The sequence below is a fragment of the Leptolyngbya sp. FACHB-1624 genome (genome assembly GCF_047649235.1).
GTDB classification, from domain to species: Bacteria; Cyanobacteriota; Cyanobacteriia; order Leptolyngbyales; family Leptolyngbyaceae; genus Leptolyngbya; species Leptolyngbya boryana.
Window position 1 is genome coordinate 3,843,465 of record NZ_CP180258.1, and the last position, 20,648, is coordinate 3,864,112.

Sequence of the window (20,648 nt, forward strand, 5' to 3'; positions counted from 1 at the left end):
CGATTGAGTTATGAACACATCGATACATTCATCAACTCACTTCTTTGGGCTAGTGAATGCGCTGTGCCAAAAGTTGTTCTTCTAACGCTGCAATGCGATTGTAAGCAGCCGTCAACTGAGCCGTCAGGCGTTGAATTTGGATCTCTGGCGAGAGAGATTTTTCGCCAGTTTGAGAAGTAGATTCAACCGTGTGATCATCCGATAAAACATCCTTGTGTTCGAGCGAAGCATTGCCAGAACGCGCATAGGAATAGCTAAACCGACTATTCGAGGTTCCAAAGCTCGATCGACTGATTCCCTGATTGTTGTCAGATCGAATTTCAGTCAGCGCTTGTGTGACGTTTGACCCTAAATTTTCGATGATCTGATGCAGGGAATCAACCTTGCTATTGAGAGCGTTAATTTGAATTTGGATAGTATCCATTGTTAACCTGTTACCCCTACTTTTCTACGACCTATAGTAGTCATGAATTTCAATTGAACTTGGTTATTCCTGAATCATTTAACGTTTCGTGGCGATTCAAAATGTAGCGAAATATTCACATGAGCAGGTACTTTAATCCGAGTCTCTAAGTGTAAAGTAAATCTAAAGCAAAGCTAAAATCTAAAGCAAAAATAAACCCCGAAATCCTAGACTTCATGAGGCTTTCGTGAAATCCTAACCACATGAAAAACGGTGAAATTTCTTTCGCGAATTTGAAGTTAAAATTCGGGCTATTCTCGACAGAAATCCTTTCAATTCTTGGCAGCTTTCAATTGGAAGGTCAATGGAACTTGTATCGCTAAGGTCACAGCTCTAACTAACATAAAAGTCGTCAATCCAAGCCAGAGTAAATGGCTCGATCGTAGAACTGTAGCGAATACTGCAATTGGCAAAAATCCAACGAATGTCGCCCAAAGTGAGGAGATTCTTAAACTTCGTCCGGCAGTTAATCCTAAGAAATATCCATCTAATAAATAAGCAATTGCTCCAAATCCTAAGACAGGTAAGAGCCAGCCTGTAAAGTGCTGAATTTCGCCCAGAATGGATTGATGATTGGTGAGTAACTGAAATAAAGCGGTTGGAAATGTAATGAAGACGATCGCGAACAAAATGCCAACGCTGACACAATGAATGCCGGCGATTTTCAGCAAGCGGATTAAGTGCGATCGCGATTGATAATACGTTCCGGCAAGTGTTTCTGTCGCAAAAGCAAATCCATCAATGAAATAAGCCGAAAACGTGACAACCTGAAGCAGCAACGTATTGACAGTTAAAACGGTGGTTCCTAAGGTCGAGCTAACATTCGTGAAGACAGCAAACGTCGAAATCAGCACCAATGTCCGAATTAGCAAATCGCGATTCAGGGTAAAGAGCGCTTTGAGTTCAGCGCGATCGAAGAATTGAGCGATCTCAACCTGCACAAAGATGTCTCGACTCATAAACAAACCGACGAAGAGCATCAAGTACTGAGCCAATGCGGTTGATGCGCCTGCTCCAGTGCTTGCCCAGCCCCATTTGACGACAAACAAATAGTCCAAAGTGACATTTGCAATGTTGCTCACCGCAGACAAGAGGAGAACTTTCCCGCTTTGCGATCGCCCTAAAAACCATCCGATCAAAACAAAGTTCACCAAGGTCGCAGGCGCACCCCAAATCAATGCATTGTAGAAAGCCTGCCCCGATGCTTTGACTTCTGGAGTCGCGCTGAGAAGGGCAAACCCGAGCGTTTGCAGAGGAGTTTGAAAGATCAGAATCAAGATGCCAATTGCGATCGCAATCCCACCATTGCGCAGCGAAATCATTCTGACCGCTTCTGGATCATTGCGCCCGATCGCCTGTGCGGTCATCCCGGTCGTTCCCATGCGGAGAAATCCGAACGTCCAGTACAAATAGTTAAAAATTACAGTCGCGATCGCGACTCCTGCCAAGTGACGAATTTCAGTCAAATGTCCAAGAAATGCCACATCGAGCAGGCCCGCGATCGGAACGAGCAGATTCGAGATGATATTGACGATCGCGAGTTGTAAGAAACGGTGTAATAGATTCGACGGATAAGAAGACATCATTCAGCAATGACGAGATGAATCGAAAATCCTCTCTGAATGAAATTTGCTAAGGCATTCATGCAGCGGTCTATCCATCATAAGCACCAAGAGCCATGAACCTAAAAGCTGCGGCGCTACCTCAAGCAGGATATCCCGCCTGTAAAACGCCACAGCTTTAATTGGCAAATCCGTGAACCAGAATTTAGACTCGCGCTAAGGTCACTCGTTCAACTTGATCTTGATATTTACCGCGTCGATCGTCATAACTCACCGCACAGGGCAACCCTTCTAAGAACAGCAATTGCACAATGCCTTCATTGGCATAAATCCGACAATCCGCACTCGACGAATTCGAGAACTCAAGCGTCAAATGCCCTCTCCAGCCTGCCTCTGCCGGAGTCAAATTCGCAATCAATCCAATCCGCGCATAAGTCGATTTGCCGATACAAATCACCGTCACATTATCGGGCACTTCCAACCGCTCCAGCGCCACACCCAACCCATAAGAATGAGCTGGCAAAATAAAGAAACTGCCATTCTCATCGTGATGCAAGGGGGCAGGTTCCAGATTTGCATCGCTAAAATTCTTCGGATCAACCACCGTTCCTGGAATGTGCTTAAAGATCCGAAACTCAGAAGCCGACAAGCGCAAATCATATCCGTAACTGCTCAACCCGTACGAAATCACAGGCAGCCCTTCAGCACGGCGTACAAGCTGAGGCTCAAAAGGTGTAATCATGCCCTCTTGTGCCATCTGCGAAATCCAGGTGTCGTTCTTGATCATGACGCTGTTTGTTTTAGATTGGGGAGTTTGAATTCGGGATTTTGGATTCAGGTGCCAAAATCATCCTACGGTTGGTGAGTGCGGCGCAGTTCTGTGATTTGATCGGCTACATCTAAAATCGCTTCAGGCATATCAGGTCCCGTCAAAATCACATCCACATGACGCGGGCGATTTTGCAAAAAGTCAAGCACTTCAACCTCAGGAATAAACCCAAAATGAATCGCTAAACTTAGCTCGTCTAAAACCACTAAGTCGTAACGATTTTGCTCAACGACTCGGCGGGTATGCTGCCAAAGCTCTAACAGCGATCGCGCTTCTTGTGGATCAATCTGAGGGGTGTCAATGCACCGCACCACATTGCACCGAATCCAATCGAGATTCTGGCTCAACTGCATCGGTCGATCGTATCCCTGCCCGATGCCCCCTTTGAGAAACTGCACTACCAAAACAGGTGTGCCCTGCCCTGCAATCCGCATCGCCTGCGCCATCACCCCAGTAAAAAAACTGCGATGAAACGAGGTAAACACCTGCACCAATCCTTCCACGCTCAGATTGCGCGATCGTGGTGCATCAAACGTCGGTGTCTCAACTTGCGAAACCATAGGGGTTATCTCTCTAAATTAGGGCGAATGAATTTAGATATAGCGTCTCTTTCCAAGCCGCTTCACTATAAAACACTACATATAGTCAAGCGTCAAGATCTTTCTGACTAGATTTTCCCTGATGCCCATAAAGATACAGAAAAATCTGCAAGAAGTACAGACGTTCTGAGTAGAAAAACTGTCAAGCAATCGTATGAATTTTGCAGAAAACAACTACAATCCTCGCCCAAGCGCCTGTCCTGGGCCTTGAAACATTAACCAAGACAAGAAGAAATTCACGACAAAAATGGCTAGCAGCGACGTGACAACGGCAGTTGTTGTGGATTGTCCCACTCCTTTCGCGCCTCCGGTTGTCGTTAGTCCCCAACTCGAACCAATGACCGCAATCAACGCTCCAAAAACAAATCCCTTAATCGGCGAACTGCATAAATCCCACACACTTAAGAAATTTTTTGCCGAATTCAGAAAAACATTATGCGAGATGCCATACAGCCATTCCGCAATAAACATTCCCCCTGTCATCCCCGTTACGAGAGAGAGCAAGGTCAAAATCGGCAACATCAAACAGCACGCAATCACACGGGGGATGACCAGATAATCGATCGGATCAGTTCTCAACATATACAAAGCATCAATCTGCTCTGTCACTCGCATTGTCCCGATTTCTGCTGCAAATGCCGACCCCACCCGTCCCGCTAAAATCACCGCAGTCAGAACCGGAGCCAACTCGCGGGACAGCGAAATTGCCAAAACTCCGCCAACTGCCGTTCCAGCACCCAAATTAATAAACTCGCGAGCGACTTGAATCGTAAATACAGCGCCGACAAACATCGCCGTCAACAATGCAATCAACAGCGATTCTGGGCCTACGGCTGCCATCTGCTCCACTGTATTTCGACGATTCAGTTTACGGGACAACAAATGGACGATCACTTGTCCCCCCAGTAAAATGGCGGCAATCAAGCGTCGGCTCCATCGTCCTAATGCAGAAGAAGAGTTGTCGGGCGATTCAGTCAAAGGGCACTCCCTTGTTCAAAGTCGATCGAAGCATATCAGGTATTAGTTATAGCTGAGTTTGATTCGATTACAGTAGAAAGACTTCTGTTGATTGTAAGGGGATTGAGCATGGTAGGAAAGCGAATTCAACTGACGAGTCTGGTCGTCGATCCGGACGATGACGATCAATCGATCGAATATCACTACGATGCTCCCGGAACGGTTCCTGGAACGCTAACAATTCCCAAAGACGCAGAACCTCCAGTGATTGATCTGATCGATTACAACGAGGAAAATGCTGTGCGTTTGCCCATTGATCAACCTGAAAAATGCCAACCTTACCTTGATACAGAATCGGTTTCTTGGGTCGATGTGCGTGGCTTAGGAAGTGAAGATATCTTGCTGCGACTGGGACGAGTCTTTAGTCTGCATCCGCTGTTGTTGGAAGACGTGGTGAATGTGCCGCAGCGTCCAAAAATGGAGGAATACGACGACCAGGTGGTCATTATTACGCGAATGGTCGTTTTGAAAGAGTCAGGCAAAGGATTTTATTCAGAACAGGTGAGTTTGATTCTGGGCAAACATTACGTTTTATCGGTTCAGGAAGAATCGAAACATGACTGCTTTGGTATCGTGCGCGATCGCATTCGTTCTGGAAAAGGTTCGATTCGCAAACGCAATGCAGATTACCTTGCCTATGCCTTACTAGACGCGATCGTAGATGGCTTTTTCCCGATTCTCGAAGTCTATGGAGAGGAAATTGAAGAACTCGAAGAAGAAGTCGTTGAGAGTCCAAGTCGGCAGACATTAGAAAAAATCCATCACGTCAAGCGAGAACTTTTAACGCTACGTCGATCGATCTGGCCGCTCCGAGATGCCATCAATTCTCTGATCCGAGATAGCAGCAATGATCTCGTCAGTGAAGAGGCGAAGATCTATCTGCGGGATTGCTACGATCACACGGTTCAGGTACTAGACATGGTTGAAACCTATCGCGAACTGGCTGCAAGTTTGATGGATGTGTATCTTTCCTCAGTCAGCAATCGAATGAATGAAATCATGAAAGTGCTCACTGTAATTTCAACCATTTTCATTCCCTTGACGTTTGTAGCTGGCGTTTATGGAATGAATTTCAATCCGGAGAAGTCGCCGTTAAATATGCCCGAATTGAATTGGTATTGGGGATATCCGGTCTGCTGGGCAGTCATGTTGTCGATCGCGATCGCGCTAGTCTTCTATTTCAAACGCAAAGGCTGGTTTGAAGATTTTGCCACCACTGTCAAAAAATAAGGCTTTCAAAAAGTAGAGTGTTCAGAAATCTCTACTAATTCACCACGATTGGTAGGGAGAGGGGGAGCCATCTAAGTTTGCATCCTCTCCCCCTCCCCAATCCAAAATTGCTGATGACTAGGAACCCTACTCTAATTCTTCTTCAATCGCCGCAATTCTTCCTGTAGATCTGCAACCTGTTGACGCATCTCATCGACTGTTGTTGTCGTCTGCGTGGGTGCAGGCTCATCATCATCTAAAATCTCGATTTTGCGCGGCTCAGTCGGCTTTTCACTCTCTGAAGTTGGAGCAGACACACTAGGTTGTTGCGCTCGCTGCACCATCTCATCGACAAAACGGCGCGCCTCTTCTGAACTCATCTCGCCGCGTGCCACCATCTCGTCTGCCAACTTTTGCACCTGCGATCGCAGTTCGGTCAACTTCTCGCCAGCTTTCTCACCCGCGTAGGAAGCAACTCCAATCCCTAAATACATCGCTTTCTGTACAATATCTCCCAAACCCATAACAATCGTGCTCCTGGTACTCGTTACCTCCAAGATACGCAGAATTCTACCGATTGCCCAGAGTGAAAAATCCGACGAGTCGAGGTGAAGAGAACCGACCCTTTAAAACGAAGGTGACCCGGAGACTACGCCTACCATAAGCATCCCGTATTGCTGCTACCTTCCGGTCCTGACAAAGTTTGGGCGTTACGATCGCATAGATCCGAGTCATTTACTAGCATAGCACTCTCTGTGACAGACCGATGACAAATTCTGAAGTTATTCCACGACCACCTTCCATTCATACAGCTTGTAATGGACACAGTGATTGCGAATCAGCGGATCTTCAAGAATGATTTTTTCGGCTTCATCCATCGATTTTGCCTTAAACATCAACATTCCACCGCCAAAACAACCCCAATACCCGGTCTTTGCCTCATAGCCCTTCGCAATCAAATCTTTTACAAATGCTTTATGGGCTGGCACGTACCGATCAAATGTCGCTTTATCGACAATTCCTTCTTCAATTTTGACGAACCAAGGCATTGACCGCTTTCCTCTATCATTTTTGTCAAAGGGAACCTATGCTGTAGCTTAAGATCGCGACAGCAGTGGAGTAAAGTTTTTACGTGACTTTAAGGGGCGTGAGTCAGTTTTTTCCTAAGTAGAGCAGCTTATGAACGCAGAGCACTTATTTTTCATTGCGTTGCTACCCCCACAAGCAATTCAAAACTATGCTACCGAAGTTAAATGCCATTTTGATCAGTACTATGACAGTCGTCATGCTTTCAACTCACCTCCGCATATCACGCTATTTCCCCCATTTAAATGGAGACATCAGCGCTTAGATATACTGACTGAATCTCTTGCTACTTTTACGACGAAACACCCTGCTATTTCTATTACACTAGATGGCTTCGGGGCTTTTCCACCGCGCGTGATTTTTATTCATGTCGATCGCTCTGATGCGCTCTTAAATCTCCATCAAAAGTTGATTGAGCACCTAGAAACCTCGATCGAACTCAGTGATCCCAGAGAGAACTCCCGTCCCTATGCACCCCATATGACGGTCGCATTTCGCGATCTAACCCCAGAGAATTTTAAACTTGCCTGGAAAGAATTTAAAGCGCACCCGTTACATTTTGAATTTGACGCGACTCATCTGACACTACTTAAACACGATGGGCAACGCTGGCAAATTCATGCTGAATTTCCCTTTAAAGTGGAGAGATGAAGCAACTTAACAAAACCCAGTTTTATCAATGGAATCAGTATCGATGCGCCTATGACTTTCACGAAGGTCAGGGTGTTCCGCTGCTGTTAATTCATCCAATCGGGGTTGGTCTTTCGCGTCAGTTCTGGCAACGATTCATCAATTCCTGGCGACCGAATCCGATTTACAACCCTGATTTACTCGGCTGTGGTGACTCTGATATGCCGCGAATTGCTTATGCGCCGATCGATTGGGCACGTCAACTGCAATTCTTTTTGCAAACCGTGATCAAAACCCCTGCGATCGTGGTTGCTCAAGGAGCGCTATCTCCAGTCGCGATCGAGCTTGCCAATATCGAACCGGATCTCGTTAAAGCGATCGTGCTGAGCGGTTCTCCTGCAATGTCGCTGTTGAGTCGAGACACTTCAGAAACCTCCCATCGAATCGCCTGGAATCTGTTCGATTCTCCGTTTGGAAATGCCTTTTATCGCTATGCTCGTCGCACTAAGTTCCTAAGACGATTTTCGATTCGCCAACTGTTTGCGGATGAAACTCAAGTTGATTCTGAATGGCTATCGACGTTGAAACAAGGATCAGACGATTTAGAAAGTCGTCATGCGGTGTTTGCGTTTTTATCGAGCTTTTGGCGACAGGATTACACAGAAAAAATATCAAAGATTCAGCAACCTGTTCTGGCAGTTTTTGGAGATAAAGCTTCGAGTATTAGCCGCGAAGGGAAAGGGGAGAAAGTGGAAGATCGCTTAAACGATTACCTCGAACATTTTCCGAATTCTGAAGGTGTCATCATTCCCGGTCGAAATGTATTGCCCTATGAATCGACTCAGGAATTTGTAGATAGTATTGCGGGGTTTGTGCGATCGCACTCCGAACGATCTGAGTGACAATAAACCAAAAAATCATGAGGCATAGCGATGTCAACTGAACTGAAAGCCAGTCAAAAAACTCTTTATGAAACCGATTTTGTTCAATGGATTGAGACGACAGTGGAGCAATTGCGATCTCAAAACTACAGTTGTGTGGATTGGCAAAACCTGATCGAAGAAATCGAAGATATGTCAAGACGGGAGCGGAAAAGTCTCAAAAGCAATCTCGTGGTGATTCTGCTTCACCTGCTGAAATGGCAACATCAACCAGAGTTGCGAAGTGGAAGTTGGCGGGGCAGTATTCGAGAACATCGTCGGCGAGTCAACGATGACTTGAAAGATTCACCAAGCTTAATTCCCTATTTTCAAGAGGTTTTTGCGGAATGCTATGCGAATGCTCGTGAGCAGGCAGCAGACGAAACGGGTTTGCCGTTAGAAACTTTTCCCGTGAATTGCCCTTATTTTCCTGAGCAAGTACTGAATTCTGAGTATCTGCCAGATTGAGAATGATTGAATGGCTGCTTAGCCAGAGCATGAAACTCCTTTAGCATTGAGATTCCTAGCCTGCATGATTGTAAGCAGGACGATGCACGATCGTTTCAGTCACTCTTTGACGATCGCGAATTCCAACTAATCGAATGTAATCTTTCTGATGCTCATTCAAGCAAGTCTCTAACGCTGCAATTGCTGCTGCTCCATCTCCTTCAAACATGCCATAACAGCTCCAGGAATTCATTTTGAATCGGCGATCGTCTACGACTTCAATGCCGAGTCGCTGTCCTTGTCCCAAAATACGATTCACCTCTCCAACAATTTCAGAAGTAAGCCGCGTACTCGAAGGCTTGCCGCTATAGCTACGAGCGGGTTCAGGTTCAGGGTCGGGAGTCATTTTAATTTCGCCCAATCCTCGATTCTTAATCGTTTGATTGTATTCCTCAACCAAACGCAATTCTTGTAATCGTTTCTGTTCGCGCACCATTGCCGCTCCCACTTCTAGTAAGTGAGGCAGACTGAAATCTGGTCGGCGGAACTCTGGCGGTTTTTCTGTACTATTGACTACTCGCTGAGAAATACGATCGAGGCCGACATCATCGATCAATCTGCGAATTTGCTCATCATAAAGCCGCGATCGTAATGCACCAAAGAAATCGATCGATTGTTCTGGAAAGTGATCAACGAGGTGTGCAATATCGCGGTGTGCAACTTGATCGATTTCAAAAATTCCGCTGACAATTCCAACGCGATCGTCACGATCGGGTTCCCAGAAAAACTTATCCATCCGTCCGTCACGGGTCAGCGGCGCATACAACGTCGAGAAATCATTTCCGGTCAAAATAATCGGAATCCGCTGCGTCGGCTCGGCATCATAACTGCCTGGAAGCTGAACATTAGTCGGATTATCCGCGATGTTCATCAATGTTCCATGCACCAGTTGCGTATTGACGGTGTACTGCGTGAACTGATCAACCCGTCCCGCACCCGCATCAAAATCATTAATTAGCAGAACCGCCATTTTGCCGCGAACTTTCACCAATTCGCCTGCTTCTCGGTATCTCAGCCGAATCAACCGTCCTGGATCGCCCGCATCAGGACTTTCTAATTCCCCGGCTGACATATAAACTGCCTCAAGTCCCATGCGCTCAAACACCAGATCGCACTGGAACGATTTTCCTTCACCTTTGCGCCCGTGAATGCCCAAAATTAGAGGTGCTTTCACATTCGGCAGCGCCAGATAGTTCTTTGTAATATGAACCGCAAGCTTATCGAGGAAACGGGGAGCGATGTAATAACTCATAAAAATCCCACTAAAAAATGGCGTAAGACGACTTACCCCATTTGTCAAAATTTCATAACACTTGTTTATCGTAATCGAATTTATGGCGAAATGTTTCGCACAGCCTGAGAAATTGAGCGAGATGCCGAAGCACTCATATACATCTGATCTTGTTCTTCTAAATAGCGGGCAACCGACTCGTAGGCTTCTTGATTCAAGGCAGTCTCACGGGGAGAGAGATGACTCACATATCCCATGTAATTGCCCATGACAAAATAGACACCAACCAGTGCTGATGCTGCCACTGCGACCAATGTGCCAGCCAGCATCAGGGAAAACTCTTTTTGCTCGATCGCTTCTTGCATTAGGTGCAATGCCCAAGCTACAAGAGCAATGACAATAAATAAGATTGTTATCACCATAGTTTACACATTGTAACAGATGCTCAGAAAAGAGCATCCCTGTAGAAACACGATTTGAATCGCATTTTTCTAATCTTGGTGGTAGCAGATTCTTATCAGTCGATTTTGAAAATGCTCGTCCGCTCTGAGTCTCGTCATTCTATGTCGCTCGAACGGTGATTGCACGATCGCTTAAGTATGTCTTTATTTGTTGAACGCTTAACTGACCGTAATGTAACAAAGACGCTAATAAAGCCGCCTCAGCTTTACCTTCTGTTACAGCTTGATAAATATGTTCACAATTTCCTGCACCTCCTGAGGCAATCACAGGAATTTCGACTTGAGACGCGATCGTTGAAGTCAAATCCAAATCGTATCCGGCTTGCGTTCCATCCGCATCCATGCTGGTGATCAGCAATTCTCCTGCACCTCGCTGCGCCATTTCCTTTGCCCAAGAAACCGCATCAATTCCGGTATTTTCCCGTCCACCTCGAACGTAAACATCCCAACCTGGATTTTCAGGATCTTGGCGACGACGCGCATCGATCGCGACGACAATGCACTGGACTCCAAAGCGATCGCTGGCTCGATTAATCAAATCCGGATCTCGAACGGCTGCCGAATTAATACTGACTTTATCGGCTCCGGCTCTCAATAATTTTTTAATCGTGTCGAGATTCTGAATTCCACCGCCAACCGTCAGTGGAATAAAAACTTGTTCTGCTGTGCGATACACCACATCATAAATAATGTCGCGATCTTCATGAGTCGCGGTGATATCAAGAAACACCAATTCATCCGCACCCGCTTCGTTATAAGCCTGTGCAAGTTCCACCGGATCGCCTGCATCTCTCAGATCAACAAAATTGACTCCTTTGACTACACGCCCTGCTTTCACGTCCAAGCAAGGCAAAATTCGCTTCGCCAGCATTCCCGATTTCCTCTTGAATTGATTCTGTACAAAAGTGTCGATCGTCGTTTCTCTACATCTCAGTGGAGATCCATCTACCTGCACAGAAATTTGTAAAACAGAATCCTATCACTGCGAGACACGATATCGCTTCGCAATAAAGTCGAAGAATCGATAGTAGTTGCCAAACTGTACGGTCGGAGCCGTCGCTCGCCAGCGATATTCCACATCCTTCTGAACAATCGTCAACGTCATCACGCTCGACTGGTTCTCAACCGCGATATCTAAGCGCGCAGGGACTCCCTGATCAGTCGTAAAGTTCGGCTTCGGATTCTGAGATTTTTTATCGGTCGATCGCTTCAATTCCGCCCAGCCCCGAATCTCTACACCGGGATTTCTCGGATCACTAAACGCAATCCCATCTTGAGCCTCTGGCGGTATCGAATCAATCCATCCCTCTGGATGCAAAAACTCAAAGCCAAACCGCTCATTTCGGTAAGTCTGCCAGCGATCGGGAAGCCGCTCCTGCTGAGACTGCGAACCGCTCCACGGCAAGTCATTGCACCCTGTCAAACCTATCAAACTTATCAAAATCCAACTCAAACCTTGCTTCATAATGTAAATGATTGTAACAATAATGCTGTCATGCGGGCATACTGTCTTGACAGCCTGAGATTAGGCAGATATCGTAATCACATACCCGGGTAAAACGACTGAAAGTTCTATGCAAGACAAGCAGAAAGTTACGTTGTATCTTCCGCCCGAACTTCACCGCAAGCTAAAAATCCAAGCTGCAATGAGTTCAGAGGCAATGTCCGTCCTCGCAGAGAGGGCACTCAGCTTTTACCTCACATACCCGGAGGTAGTTGAGCAAGAGGAAGCTCATGGACAAACTCACCGGATTTATGACTGTCCCAGTTGTACCACTCCGGTTGTTTTAAAGAATGGTGAACTGACCGCTTTAGGGCAAAACTCAGACATCATTCTCGAAGATGAGCTATCGACCGTTTCGATCGGATCTTCCAGTGAGGAAAAGGTGGTCGTTCCCTGCTAAGGATTTATCCTCAGTAGCGTTCGCAGCCTGAACAGGTTCGCTTTACACTCTAGTGGGTCGCGGTTATGCAAGAAGAGTTAAACATCCTATTACAGGCTCAATATCCTCTAATTTATCTTGTAACCTCAGAAGAGGAACGGGCAGAGCAAGCACTTGCCCTGCTTGCCCAAACCAAGCCCCCCAAGCGATTGTATTTGTGGACGGTGACTCACGGGATTGTCGAGTATGGTCAGCCCCGCAGTGTGACCCAGCACAATACGGTTTCTCCCGAAGCCGCGATCGAGTGGGTGATGCGCCAGCGAGAGCCTGGACTCTTTGTTTTCAAAGACTTGCATCCGTTTATTGATTCGCCCGCTGTGAATCGATGGCTGCGCGATGCGATCGCATCTTTCAAAGGCACGCAAAAAGCGATCGTCTTAATGTCTCCGGTTCAAACGGTTCCGATTGAGCTAGAGAAAGAGGTTATCGTTCTGGACTTCCCACTTCCAACGATGACTGAGTTGAATCAGGTTCTCACTACTCAATTAGATCAGATCCGAAATCGCCGCATTACGACTGAAACCCGCGAGAAGTTGTTAAAAGCAGCATTAGGGTTGACGCGAGATGAGGCAGAAAAAGTTTACCGTAAGGCTCAGGTTACGAACGGGCGTTTGACCGAAGAAGAAGTTGATATTGTTCTTTCTGAGAAGAAGCAGCTGATTCGTCGGAACGGCATCCTAGAGTTCATGGAAGAAGATGAGACGCTTGAGGCAGTTGGTGGCTTAGACGAATTGAAGCACTGGCTAAAACAGCGATCGAACGCCTTCACTGAGCGAGCAAGAGAGTATGGATTACCCCAGCCAAAAGGGATGTTAATTCTTGGCGTTCCGGGGTGTGGAAAATCTCTCATTGCCAAGACAACTTCCCGATTGTGGGGATTGCCTTTGCTGAGATTAGATATGGGTCGTGTCTATGATGGCTCGATGGTGGGTCGATCAGAAGCGAACCTGCGAAATGCTTTGAAGACTGCTGAATCGATTTCTCCGGCGATCTTGTTTATTGATGAAATGGACAAAGCGTTTGCTGGAACGTCCGGATCAGCCGATTCAGATGGTGGAACTTCAAGTCGGATCTTCGGTTCATTCCTGACCTGGATGCAAGAGAAGACTTCTCCAGTGTTTGTGATGGCAACTGCAAACCGGGTTGAACGTTTACCTGGCGAGTTTTTAAGGAAAGGACGATTCGACGAGATCTTCTTTGTTGATCTCCCGAATGCAGAAGAGCGGAAAGAAATTTTCAGAATCCACCTTGCAAAACGCCGACGAGAAATTGAACGCTTCGATCTCGACCAGTTAGCAAGCGTCTGTGATGGATTTTCTGGAGCTGAAATTGAGCAAGCATTAGTTGCAGCGATGTATGAAGCTTTTGCTCAAGATCGAGAGTTTACTCAATTGGACATCATTGCGGCATCAAGAGCCACAATGCCGTTGTCCAAGACTATGACTGAGCAGGTAACAGCCCTTCGGGATTGGGCTAGGCAGCGCGCGCGACCTGCGGCAGCATCAGTTGCTGAATATCAGCGACTGGAGTTCTAAAAGGCTTTCTCCTGTCTTCCCAACAGGATGAAGGGCTGGGCTAGTACCAGCAGTTTGAACACCGTTTTGAAAGCTTGAATGCGCAAACCATTTTTTGAGCATGTAAGCCTCAAAACATCTAAACCTAAACGTTGTCGTTGTTTTCAACTTTCCACGGAGGAAACCCTAAAATGTCTCACTTTAGCACTCTTCGCACCAAGATCACCGACGCAGAAATCCTCAAGTCTTCTCTGCGCGATTTGGGCATCTCGGTTAAGACCGAAGCTGATGTTCGCGGCTACAACGGTCAGCGGGTTCGTTCTGACATCGTTGCAGTTCTCGATGGCGAGTATGATTTGGGCTGGTCGCGGAACGCTGATGGTTCCTTCGATTTGATCGCTGACCTTTGGGGTGTGGCGAAGAAGCACAATCAAACCGAATTGATCAACTCGATCAACCAGAAGTATGCGGTTAACAAGACCTTGGCTGAAGTCAAGCGCCCTGGCTTGAACAACGCTAACGTGAAGTTGGTCGTTCAAAATTAGTTTCTCTGCGCGTTCCCAAGCTGGCGGGTTAGCTTTTGTAGTTAGCCCGTTTTTTTGTGCTTGAGTTTGTGCTTAGGGGAGTGGGGAATTAGGGGAATGGGGGATAAGAAATCACTTCTCCCAACTCCCCCATTCTCCCAATTTTTTTAGCTGATCGTTTTTGCTTCAACATCGACTGCTTCAGCAGGTGTGCCATCAACCGTTGCGGTCGTTGTACCCTTCTGGGCTTTGAGGCGATCCATTAGCATTGAAGAGACTTCAGCAACCAGTAAGCCGAGAACGACGGTATCGTCAATCTGACCGATCAGAGGAATCATGTCAGGGAGTAAGTCGATCGGGCTAAACAAGTAAACCAAGGTTCCTGCAATAATCAACCAACGGTATTTCGAGTTGCGAACGAGATTGCGATACCAATCGTAAAATGGAAGCTTCATAATTTGGGTTGCTCTCACTTGATGCTTTTATCATGTCAAATCCTAGAGGAGCTGTCTTGGGGGGAAAACTGTCTAAAGAAGGGGGAGAAACCGTCTATTGGTGAAGTATTTCGTGATTGCGATCGCATATCTCGGCTTAGCGATTGGTTCTTTCCCTGGACTGCGCATGAATCGCGCCACAATTGCACTTGCAAGCTCAGGATTTCTCATTGCTTTAGGCGTATTGAATCTGCAAGACGCTTGGCGCGCAATCGATGTAACCACGATTGTATTCTTGCTCAGCACGATGATTGTGAATGCAGGGTTGTCTCAAGCGGGATTTTTTCAACTGGCGATCGCTCATCTTCTCAACATTACCCATAGTCCATTCGGGTTACTCACCGTTCTTACTTTTGGAGTCGCTGCATTATCGGCTTTCTTTCTGAATGATGCAATGGCACTGATTTTCACGCCGCTGATTTTGGATTTGGCGCGAACTTTGCGAATCAATCCGATTCCTTATTTACTAGCCATGGCAGGGGCAACGAATCTTGGCTCTGTTGCCACAATTAGTGGAAATCCACAAAATATTTTGATTGGATCATTTTCTAAAATCGGCTATTTGGACTTTGCTAAGGCACTAACTCCGATCGCGATTTTTGGCTTATGCGTTCAACTTGTGTTGCTGTATTGGATGTATCCCGAAGTGCAATCGACGACTCCACAAGAATTTTCGCTGCCTCAACCTCGCGTCTATCGACCTTTGTTGTTCAAAACTGTGAGCGTGACGGCAGCAATGTTGATTGCATTTGTTGTGGGATTGCCTTTAGCGGAATCTGCTTTGGTCGCTGCTAGTATTTTGTTGGTTACTCGGAGGTTAAAGCCTGATCGCTTACTGCAACCTGTCGATTGGAATTTGTTAGTTCTATTTTCGGGATTGTTTATTCTCACCAAAGCGACCCAAGATTTGAATGTATTTGCACCACTGACTCAAGCGATTGATCATCCAGCTAAATTTCTCAGCGTGACTGCAATTTTGTCGAATCTCGTTTCTAATGTTCCAGCCGTTTTGTTATTGCACCCTTTGATTGCACAGAATGATACTCAATCTTGGTTACGACTTGCAGCAGGTTCGACATTGGCAGGCAATTTGACCATTTTTGGATCGGTTGCGAATTTGATCATGATTGAAGCAGCGGGGAGATTAGGATATCGATTATCGTTTTTGGAGCATTTGAAATTTGGGTTGCCATTGACACTGATAACTTTATGTATGACTTATTTCTGGATTCGTTGAATTCGTATAATAAGTGAAGCTTACGAGGTCGAGTATGGCATCAAAGGATCAGCTTCAAAGTGTTTTGAAAGCAAAATACGGAATCAATAAAAATATTAGTCAAGCGTTGAGCAAAGAGGAGTGTGAACGCTTGTTAGATGTGTTAAGTCTTGAGCCGAGCGCTGCAAAATTAGTCGAGTCCTTTGCAGTCAAGAATTCTAGCTTAGGAAGCAATAATGCTTACTATGGCAGACTCAAAAGCAAGGCAGAGACTGAACTCAAATCATTGCAGGCTGAGTATCAAGAATTAGAGGCATCCATCTCTTTAATCGAAGCTGATAAATTGAAATTACTCAATCGTAAACAACAATTAGAACAAGAGTACGCAAAGCTCTCTACTGAAGTTCAACAACTTTCGACAAAGGTTGAGACGCTCTCTTCGGAGAATCTTGAACTGGTTGGAGCAAATGAGCAATTGAAAAAAGATAACAAAGCGTTGAAAACGTTTGTCGATGCGATCAAGCTGCGATTAGCAAGAGATACCAAAGAACTGTTGCAGTACGAAGATAGTCAGCTTCGGAAAGCGATTATTCGGTTGTTTCGTTGGACGCTCGGATAATGGCGAAACGAACTTTTCAAGGCATGAACTATCGTAAGCTGCAACAAGCAAACTCACAGACTCGATCGCAGCTTAGTAAAGAAAGCCAAACGCTGTTAAAAGCAAGCGGACTCAAGAATACTGGATGGGACAATGTGATTGCGTTGTATCAGCGCATCCAGGAATTACTCGACAGCGATCGCGCTTCTGAAGATCTCTCACTCGAAGAACTCTTTCTCGAAGTCGATCGGATTGGCAAAAAATATCAAACCCAAGAAGAGATTGAAGAATTTAATCAAAAGCTCGCCAAAGAAGTTGCCGAAATCGGAGAATTAGTCGATCGACAATTTCCTGATACTGAACCTGAAATCATTGACTTCTCTAAACCCAAGCCCAGACGATGAATCTTGACGATAAAAGCTTAGAAGAACTCTTCAAACTTGCCGCTGTAGTTGGAAACAAACGATATCACAAGCTGACGGCTCAGGATTTTGAGGACTATCGAAAATATGACTATTGGCGATATGTCAATGGGGATAGTGAATGTGGAACGACGTTAGAGAGCCAAACCTGGGTCAAAGAACATTCCGATCGAGACTGTCCGATTTGTGATCAGAAATATTCGTTCAAAAGTGGCAGAACGATCGATCACAAATTGCCCCGCGCACAATATCCTTGGCTCTCAATGGATTTCCGAAACTTCTGGGTGATTTGCCAGCAGTGTAATCGCGAAAAAGCTGAAATGAATTGGTATGAGTACGAGCATTATATTTATGTCAATTACCTCGATCGATATCCTGTGATTCGAGATGCAAGACCAAGGGAATTACTACGATCGCTGAAACAGAGCTAACGGAAGATCACACAATTCAGTAGCTTTCAGTCCAAATAATCGTCATGCCGCATATGCCAACTCCGCACAACTCAAATGAGGGCGACATTTTATCAGACCTGTTGATATACTCAACTGTGCAATAGGGAATTCGTAATGCCAGAAATCTTAGTCGAACTGTTTTAAAGAGAGCACAGAATCACCATCGAACGCTTAGCCACGCTGTTTTCCCAACCGATTCTGTTTGCAAGCCGACGAATGCTCTTCTCTAAAAACTAAAAAATTAGAATCCCCATACATCCAAATCATCGCCTGCTTCGTACTATTGCCAGAAATCTACTAACTAAGGCTAGTCCTGATGAATAAGACAAAGCGAGTACTCTCCAATTTTCTGCTTGGCACGATCGCCTGTGTATTGATAATCGGTCTCTCAACAGCAGCTTCTTTGAGTAAAATTGCACCATCCTTCAACACATTCCAATCGGCTCAACCAACCCAGATTCAGAATCCAATCAATCAGCATTTGATGGCAGATTTACAAGAAGCTGAGTCCGTTCTTATGGCTCAAGGAATGTCTAGCAGTTCTTTGCAACGCTATGCAGCCATCTTGACGAACAATAATGTAGTACCGAACGCACCCTCAACTTCTGCAACGGGTGTAGCTGGCGCAGCATTGGCAGGAGAGCGTCTCATTGTTCGGGGAGACTTTGGGGGGCTATCTAGTGGTTTACGTGACTATGCAGCAGACCCCGTTAATCCTCCGAATCCTAACATCACCTCTGCGGTTCACATCCATCGGGGCGAACCTAACCAGAACGGACCCTTCCAATATGCGCTAACTGTAACATTGAACGATACTGCAATGGGCGGTAGATTTGCCGGAGAGTATACTCTGACGGCTGAACAGCTTCAGGCACTCTCTGAAGGCAACTTCTATGTCGATATTCACACCAAGCAGAATCGGGCTGGAGAATTGCGCGGTATTTTTCGAGCACTCTAATCCAGATGCTTTGATTGAGAACCGTGCCGAAATGAGGGCTAAAGTAGCAATGACGATATCTAGCAAGCGTAGCCTTCTGCGAACAGCGTAGTATACTTGCAAGGATAATTTAACCAACTCACGGGCAACCTCTTGGACGGATTCGGTAGCTTCTGCCGCGCCAGAGCTTGAGATTGCCTGTGTTTTTCATCTTTATTCGTTTTCTGCAAACTTCCGACTCTATGCCCTCGTCCCCAAAAACAAATTGTTTTGTGTATGCCGTCTGAGCCGTCTGCTAACCAAGCCTCCCCCGAGTCGAACCAGACAGATGCAGAATTAATTCTGGCATTGAGCAATGGTCAGACTGTTGCGCTCGGTGGGATCTATGATCGCCACGCCGGGTTAGTCTACGGAATCGCACTCAGTACCCTTAGCAATGCTCAAGAGGCTGAAGACTTAACCCAAGATATCTTTCTGACACTGGCAAAAGGGACAACCTACGACCCAAAGCGCGGATCTCTCCGTACTTTTCTGGCAATTTTGACGCGATCGCGGGCACGGGATCGATTGAGATCGCGCAACAGTGCGCGTCAAACGCTCGATCGTTGGAAACTGGGTAGACAGGCTGAGAGCGCCCCGAATGTTCCGCTTGAGCGTGCCTTTCAACACGAGCAATCCCAGGAAGTCCGTAACGCCTTAGCTCAGTTGTCAGACGATCAACAGCAAATTTTGAAAATGGCTTACTATGATGGGCTTAGCCAATCAGAAATTGCTAAACAACTGGAGATTCCACTGGGTACGGTAAAAGGGAGAGCGAGAACAGGACTGCTCAAATTACGCAAAGCGCTGACAAGTTTAAACTAAAGAGTTGATGGGGATGGCGATGTCGATGCCTTCAGAAGAGTTACAGCTACTCATTGCAGGTTATGTCCTAAGTGACCTCAGCCCAGAGGAGGCAGCAGAATTTGAGCGTTTATTGGAGCGAGAGCCAGCGATCGCAGAAGAAATTATCCAAATGCAAAATGCCCTGGAAGCGTCTCACATCTCACCCGAAGTAGCACCTCCAATTCCTCTACGTTCAATGATTTTAGAGAATGCCCAGATAGCTAATTCTAAAACCAGCATACGGACTGTCTCCAGACCGGGTCGATCTCTTTCTTGGCGAAGTGGAATGGAGGTTGCGGCAGCAGTCCTGATTGTTGCGTTAGGAATTAACAATTACGGGTTGCGGCAAGCTCTACAAACTAGCCAAACTGAAACACAGCGCTATGCGGCACTGACTTATATTCTAGATGCAACGAGTGGTAACCAGGGTTCTGCAACAATGGTGGTCAATCCAAACACACTAGAAGCAACGCTTGTCGTCAAGAACTTACCGCCTCTACCCCCGGGCAAAGTTTATGCGTTATGGACTGTTTTGAAACCAGATGCCCCCTTCACTACAGACCAGAAACAGGCAATCTTGACAGAAGCTTTCCAGGTTAATGATCGCAGCGAATTTTCCCAAACGCTCTCAGTTCCCAAAGCCTACCGTTCTAAAAAACTGGTGACGAAAGTTGCAGTCACAATTGAAGATAGCGATGCTCCTCAAAAACATACGGGTGCGCCCATTCTGATCGCAAATCTGTGAGGAGGCTAATTTCACAATGTAGCGTTTCTGCCAACGCATCGTTTTGCTCCCCTCATCGTGTGATTTATGGCAATGTTTTGAGGGCGATCGCGTGCGTCAGGTGCCAACTTGGTTATATCTCAAGGGTGAATGGCGATATGGTGTGGGAATTGATCATTCCGGTACTGCTCTTGTCTACCCATAACTCCCTCTGCACACCGACCGTACAAAAACTGCTGCATCTAGTTGCTGGAGTGAATACGAGTCATGAGACAGCCTATACCAGGATGCTTGCTCAACGTTTTCTACAATGAACCTGTAGATGTCGTTATGCAGAGACCAAACGAGCCTGGTTACAATCGAGTAGACGTTTTTGTATTAGACAATTGGCGCTAATAAGATAGGTTTAAGAAAGATAAAGGTTT

Annotated in this window: 26 protein-coding genes and 1 other RNA gene; 14 read left to right on the forward strand and 13 right to left on the reverse strand. The window is 46.2% G+C overall.

The window, feature by feature from the left end:
• Window positions 1-49: 49 nt before the first annotated feature.
• From ACMUEV_RS18055 to ACMUEV_RS18075, 5 genes are all read right to left on the reverse strand, one after another.
• Entirely contained in the window at window positions 50-424 is a 375-nt protein-coding gene (locus tag ACMUEV_RS18055) for a hypothetical protein (RefSeq protein WP_017287695.1), read from the reverse strand.
• A 311-nt stretch (window positions 425-735) separates the two neighbouring features.
• On the reverse strand, window positions 736-2,049 hold the full coding sequence (gene gntT / locus ACMUEV_RS18060; protein ID WP_415354615.1) for a guanitoxin biosynthesis MATE family efflux transporter GntT: 1,314 nt from the start codon (window positions 2,047-2,049) through the stop codon (window positions 736-738).
• A gap of 181 nt (window positions 2,050-2,230) precedes the next feature.
• The gene (gene dcd / locus ACMUEV_RS18065; protein ID WP_017287693.1) at window positions 2,231-2,812 is read right to left on the reverse strand and encodes a dCTP deaminase; all 582 of its coding nucleotides are present in this window, start codon (window positions 2,810-2,812) and stop codon (window positions 2,231-2,233) included.
• Between the two features lie 65 nt (window positions 2,813-2,877).
• The gene (locus tag ACMUEV_RS18070) at window positions 2,878-3,414 is read right to left on the reverse strand and encodes a P-loop NTPase family protein (protein ID WP_017287692.1); all 537 of its coding nucleotides are present in this window, start codon (window positions 3,412-3,414) and stop codon (window positions 2,878-2,880) included.
• A gap of 213 nt (window positions 3,415-3,627) precedes the next feature.
• Window positions 3,628-4,431 (reverse strand): MlaE family lipid ABC transporter permease subunit, encoded by an 804-nt coding sequence (locus ACMUEV_RS18075; RefSeq protein WP_017287691.1) that lies wholly within the window; start codon window positions 4,429-4,431, stop codon window positions 3,628-3,630.
• A gap of 108 nt (window positions 4,432-4,539) precedes the next feature.
• On the opposite strand from ACMUEV_RS18075, the gene corA reads away from it, so the two are divergent.
• On the forward strand, window positions 4,540-5,700 hold the full coding sequence (corA, locus tag ACMUEV_RS18080) for a magnesium/cobalt transporter CorA (RefSeq protein WP_017287690.1): 1,161 nt from the start codon (window positions 4,540-4,542) through the stop codon (window positions 5,698-5,700).
• 131 nt (window positions 5,701-5,831) lie between these two features.
• Here the strand turns inward: corA and ACMUEV_RS18085 are convergent, their stop codons facing one another.
• The 3 genes from ACMUEV_RS18085 to ACMUEV_RS18095 form a co-directional block, all read right to left on the reverse strand.
• Window positions 5,832-6,203: a phasin family protein gene (locus ACMUEV_RS18085; RefSeq protein WP_017287689.1), complete on the reverse strand. Its 372-nt coding sequence runs from the start codon at window positions 6,201-6,203 to the stop codon at window positions 5,832-5,834.
• A gap of 112 nt (window positions 6,204-6,315) precedes the next feature.
• Window positions 6,316-6,412, reverse strand: an RNA gene (gene ffs, locus ACMUEV_RS18090) — signal recognition particle sRNA small type.
• A gap of 49 nt (window positions 6,413-6,461) precedes the next feature.
• On the reverse strand, window positions 6,462-6,728 hold the full coding sequence (locus ACMUEV_RS18095) for a YciI family protein (RefSeq protein ID WP_017287688.1): 267 nt from the start codon (window positions 6,726-6,728) through the stop codon (window positions 6,462-6,464).
• Between the two features lie 130 nt (window positions 6,729-6,858).
• Here ACMUEV_RS18095 and ACMUEV_RS18100 point away from each other — a divergent pair, with 130 nt between their 5' ends.
• Genes ACMUEV_RS18100 through ACMUEV_RS18110 form a run of 3 tightly spaced genes read left to right on the forward strand, consistent with a single transcriptional unit; the run spans window position 6,859 to window position 8,783 of the window.
• Window positions 6,859-7,416, forward strand: coding sequence for a 2'-5' RNA ligase family protein (locus tag ACMUEV_RS18100; protein ID WP_190652846.1), 558 nt, complete (start codon window positions 6,859-6,861; stop codon window positions 7,414-7,416).
• On the forward strand, window positions 7,413-8,297 hold the full coding sequence (locus ACMUEV_RS18105; protein ID WP_190652847.1) for an alpha/beta fold hydrolase: 885 nt from the start codon (window positions 7,413-7,415) through the stop codon (window positions 8,295-8,297). Before ACMUEV_RS18100 ends, ACMUEV_RS18105 begins: the two co-directional genes overlap by 4 nt.
• A 30-nt stretch (window positions 8,298-8,327) precedes the next feature.
• On the forward strand, window positions 8,328-8,783 hold the full coding sequence (locus tag ACMUEV_RS18110) for a DUF29 domain-containing protein (RefSeq protein WP_190652848.1): 456 nt from the start codon (window positions 8,328-8,330) through the stop codon (window positions 8,781-8,783).
• A gap of 55 nt (window positions 8,784-8,838) precedes the next feature.
• Here ACMUEV_RS18110 and ACMUEV_RS18115 read toward each other — a convergent pair whose 3' ends face one another.
• The 4 genes from ACMUEV_RS18115 to ACMUEV_RS18130 form a co-directional block, all read right to left on the reverse strand.
• A complete protein-coding gene (locus ACMUEV_RS18115; RefSeq protein WP_190652849.1) occupies window positions 8,839-10,074 on the reverse strand; it encodes an AAA family ATPase in 1,236 nt (411 codons plus the stop codon).
• 80 nt (window positions 10,075-10,154) lie between these two features.
• Window positions 10,155-10,475, reverse strand: a complete 321-nt coding sequence (locus ACMUEV_RS18120) for a hypothetical protein (protein ID WP_017287683.1) — start codon at window positions 10,473-10,475, stop codon at window positions 10,155-10,157.
• 139 nt (window positions 10,476-10,614) lie between these two features.
• Entirely contained in the window at window positions 10,615-11,385 is a 771-nt protein-coding gene (gene hisF, locus ACMUEV_RS18125) for an imidazole glycerol phosphate synthase subunit HisF (RefSeq protein ID WP_017287682.1), read from the reverse strand.
• A 108-nt stretch (window positions 11,386-11,493) separates the two neighbouring features.
• Window positions 11,494-11,979, reverse strand: a complete 486-nt coding sequence (locus ACMUEV_RS18130; protein WP_199329674.1) for a hypothetical protein — start codon at window positions 11,977-11,979, stop codon at window positions 11,494-11,496.
• Between the two features lie 109 nt (window positions 11,980-12,088).
• Here ACMUEV_RS18130 and ACMUEV_RS18135 point away from each other — a divergent pair, with 109 nt between their 5' ends.
• The 3 genes from ACMUEV_RS18135 to ACMUEV_RS18145 all read left to right on the forward strand — a co-directional run bounded on the left by ACMUEV_RS18135 (window position 12,089) and on the right by ACMUEV_RS18145 (window position 14,516).
• Window positions 12,089-12,418, forward strand: a complete 330-nt coding sequence (locus tag ACMUEV_RS18135) for a hypothetical protein (RefSeq protein ID WP_017287680.1) — start codon at window positions 12,089-12,091, stop codon at window positions 12,416-12,418.
• Between the two features lie 65 nt (window positions 12,419-12,483).
• On the forward strand, window positions 12,484-13,992 hold the full coding sequence (locus ACMUEV_RS18140; RefSeq protein WP_017287679.1) for an AAA family ATPase: 1,509 nt from the start codon (window positions 12,484-12,486) through the stop codon (window positions 13,990-13,992).
• Window positions 13,993-14,162: 170 nt separating this feature from the next.
• A complete protein-coding gene (locus tag ACMUEV_RS18145) occupies window positions 14,163-14,516 on the forward strand; it encodes a DUF1257 domain-containing protein (protein WP_017287678.1) in 354 nt (117 codons plus the stop codon).
• 146 nt (window positions 14,517-14,662) lie between these two features.
• Here ACMUEV_RS18145 and ACMUEV_RS18150 read toward each other — a convergent pair whose 3' ends face one another.
• Window positions 14,663-14,950: a YkvA family protein gene (locus ACMUEV_RS18150; protein ID WP_017287677.1), complete on the reverse strand. Its 288-nt coding sequence runs from the start codon at window positions 14,948-14,950 to the stop codon at window positions 14,663-14,665.
• A 100-nt stretch (window positions 14,951-15,050) separates the two neighbouring features.
• Between ACMUEV_RS18150 and ACMUEV_RS18155 the strand changes: the two genes are divergently transcribed.
• From ACMUEV_RS18155 to ACMUEV_RS18185, 7 genes are all read left to right on the forward strand, one after another.
• Entirely contained in the window at window positions 15,051-16,226 is a 1,176-nt protein-coding gene (locus tag ACMUEV_RS18155; protein ID WP_415354791.1) for an anion transporter, read from the forward strand.
• A 34-nt stretch (window positions 16,227-16,260) separates the two neighbouring features.
• Window positions 16,261-16,824, forward strand: a complete 564-nt coding sequence (locus ACMUEV_RS18160; protein ID WP_190652850.1) for a hypothetical protein — start codon at window positions 16,261-16,263, stop codon at window positions 16,822-16,824.
• Window positions 16,824-17,207 (forward strand): hypothetical protein, encoded by a 384-nt coding sequence (locus ACMUEV_RS18165; protein ID WP_190652851.1) that lies wholly within the window; start codon window positions 16,824-16,826, stop codon window positions 17,205-17,207. Before ACMUEV_RS18160 ends, ACMUEV_RS18165 begins: the two co-directional genes overlap by 1 nt.
• On the forward strand, window positions 17,204-17,656 hold the full coding sequence (locus ACMUEV_RS18170) for an HNH endonuclease (protein WP_190652852.1): 453 nt from the start codon (window positions 17,204-17,206) through the stop codon (window positions 17,654-17,656). The genes ACMUEV_RS18165 and ACMUEV_RS18170 overlap by 4 nt, the downstream gene beginning before the upstream one ends.
• Before the next feature lie 337 nt (window positions 17,657-17,993).
• Window positions 17,994-18,635, forward strand: coding sequence for a CHRD domain-containing protein (locus tag ACMUEV_RS18175; protein WP_190652853.1), 642 nt, complete (start codon window positions 17,994-17,996; stop codon window positions 18,633-18,635).
• Between the two features lie 255 nt (window positions 18,636-18,890).
• The gene (locus ACMUEV_RS18180) at window positions 18,891-19,478 is read left to right on the forward strand and encodes a sigma-70 family RNA polymerase sigma factor (RefSeq protein ID WP_190652854.1); all 588 of its coding nucleotides are present in this window, start codon (window positions 18,891-18,893) and stop codon (window positions 19,476-19,478) included.
• A 19-nt stretch (window positions 19,479-19,497) separates the two neighbouring features.
• Entirely contained in the window at window positions 19,498-20,244 is a 747-nt protein-coding gene (locus tag ACMUEV_RS18185) for an anti-sigma factor domain-containing protein (RefSeq protein ID WP_242044707.1), read from the forward strand.
• Window positions 20,245-20,648: the final 404 nt, after the last annotated feature.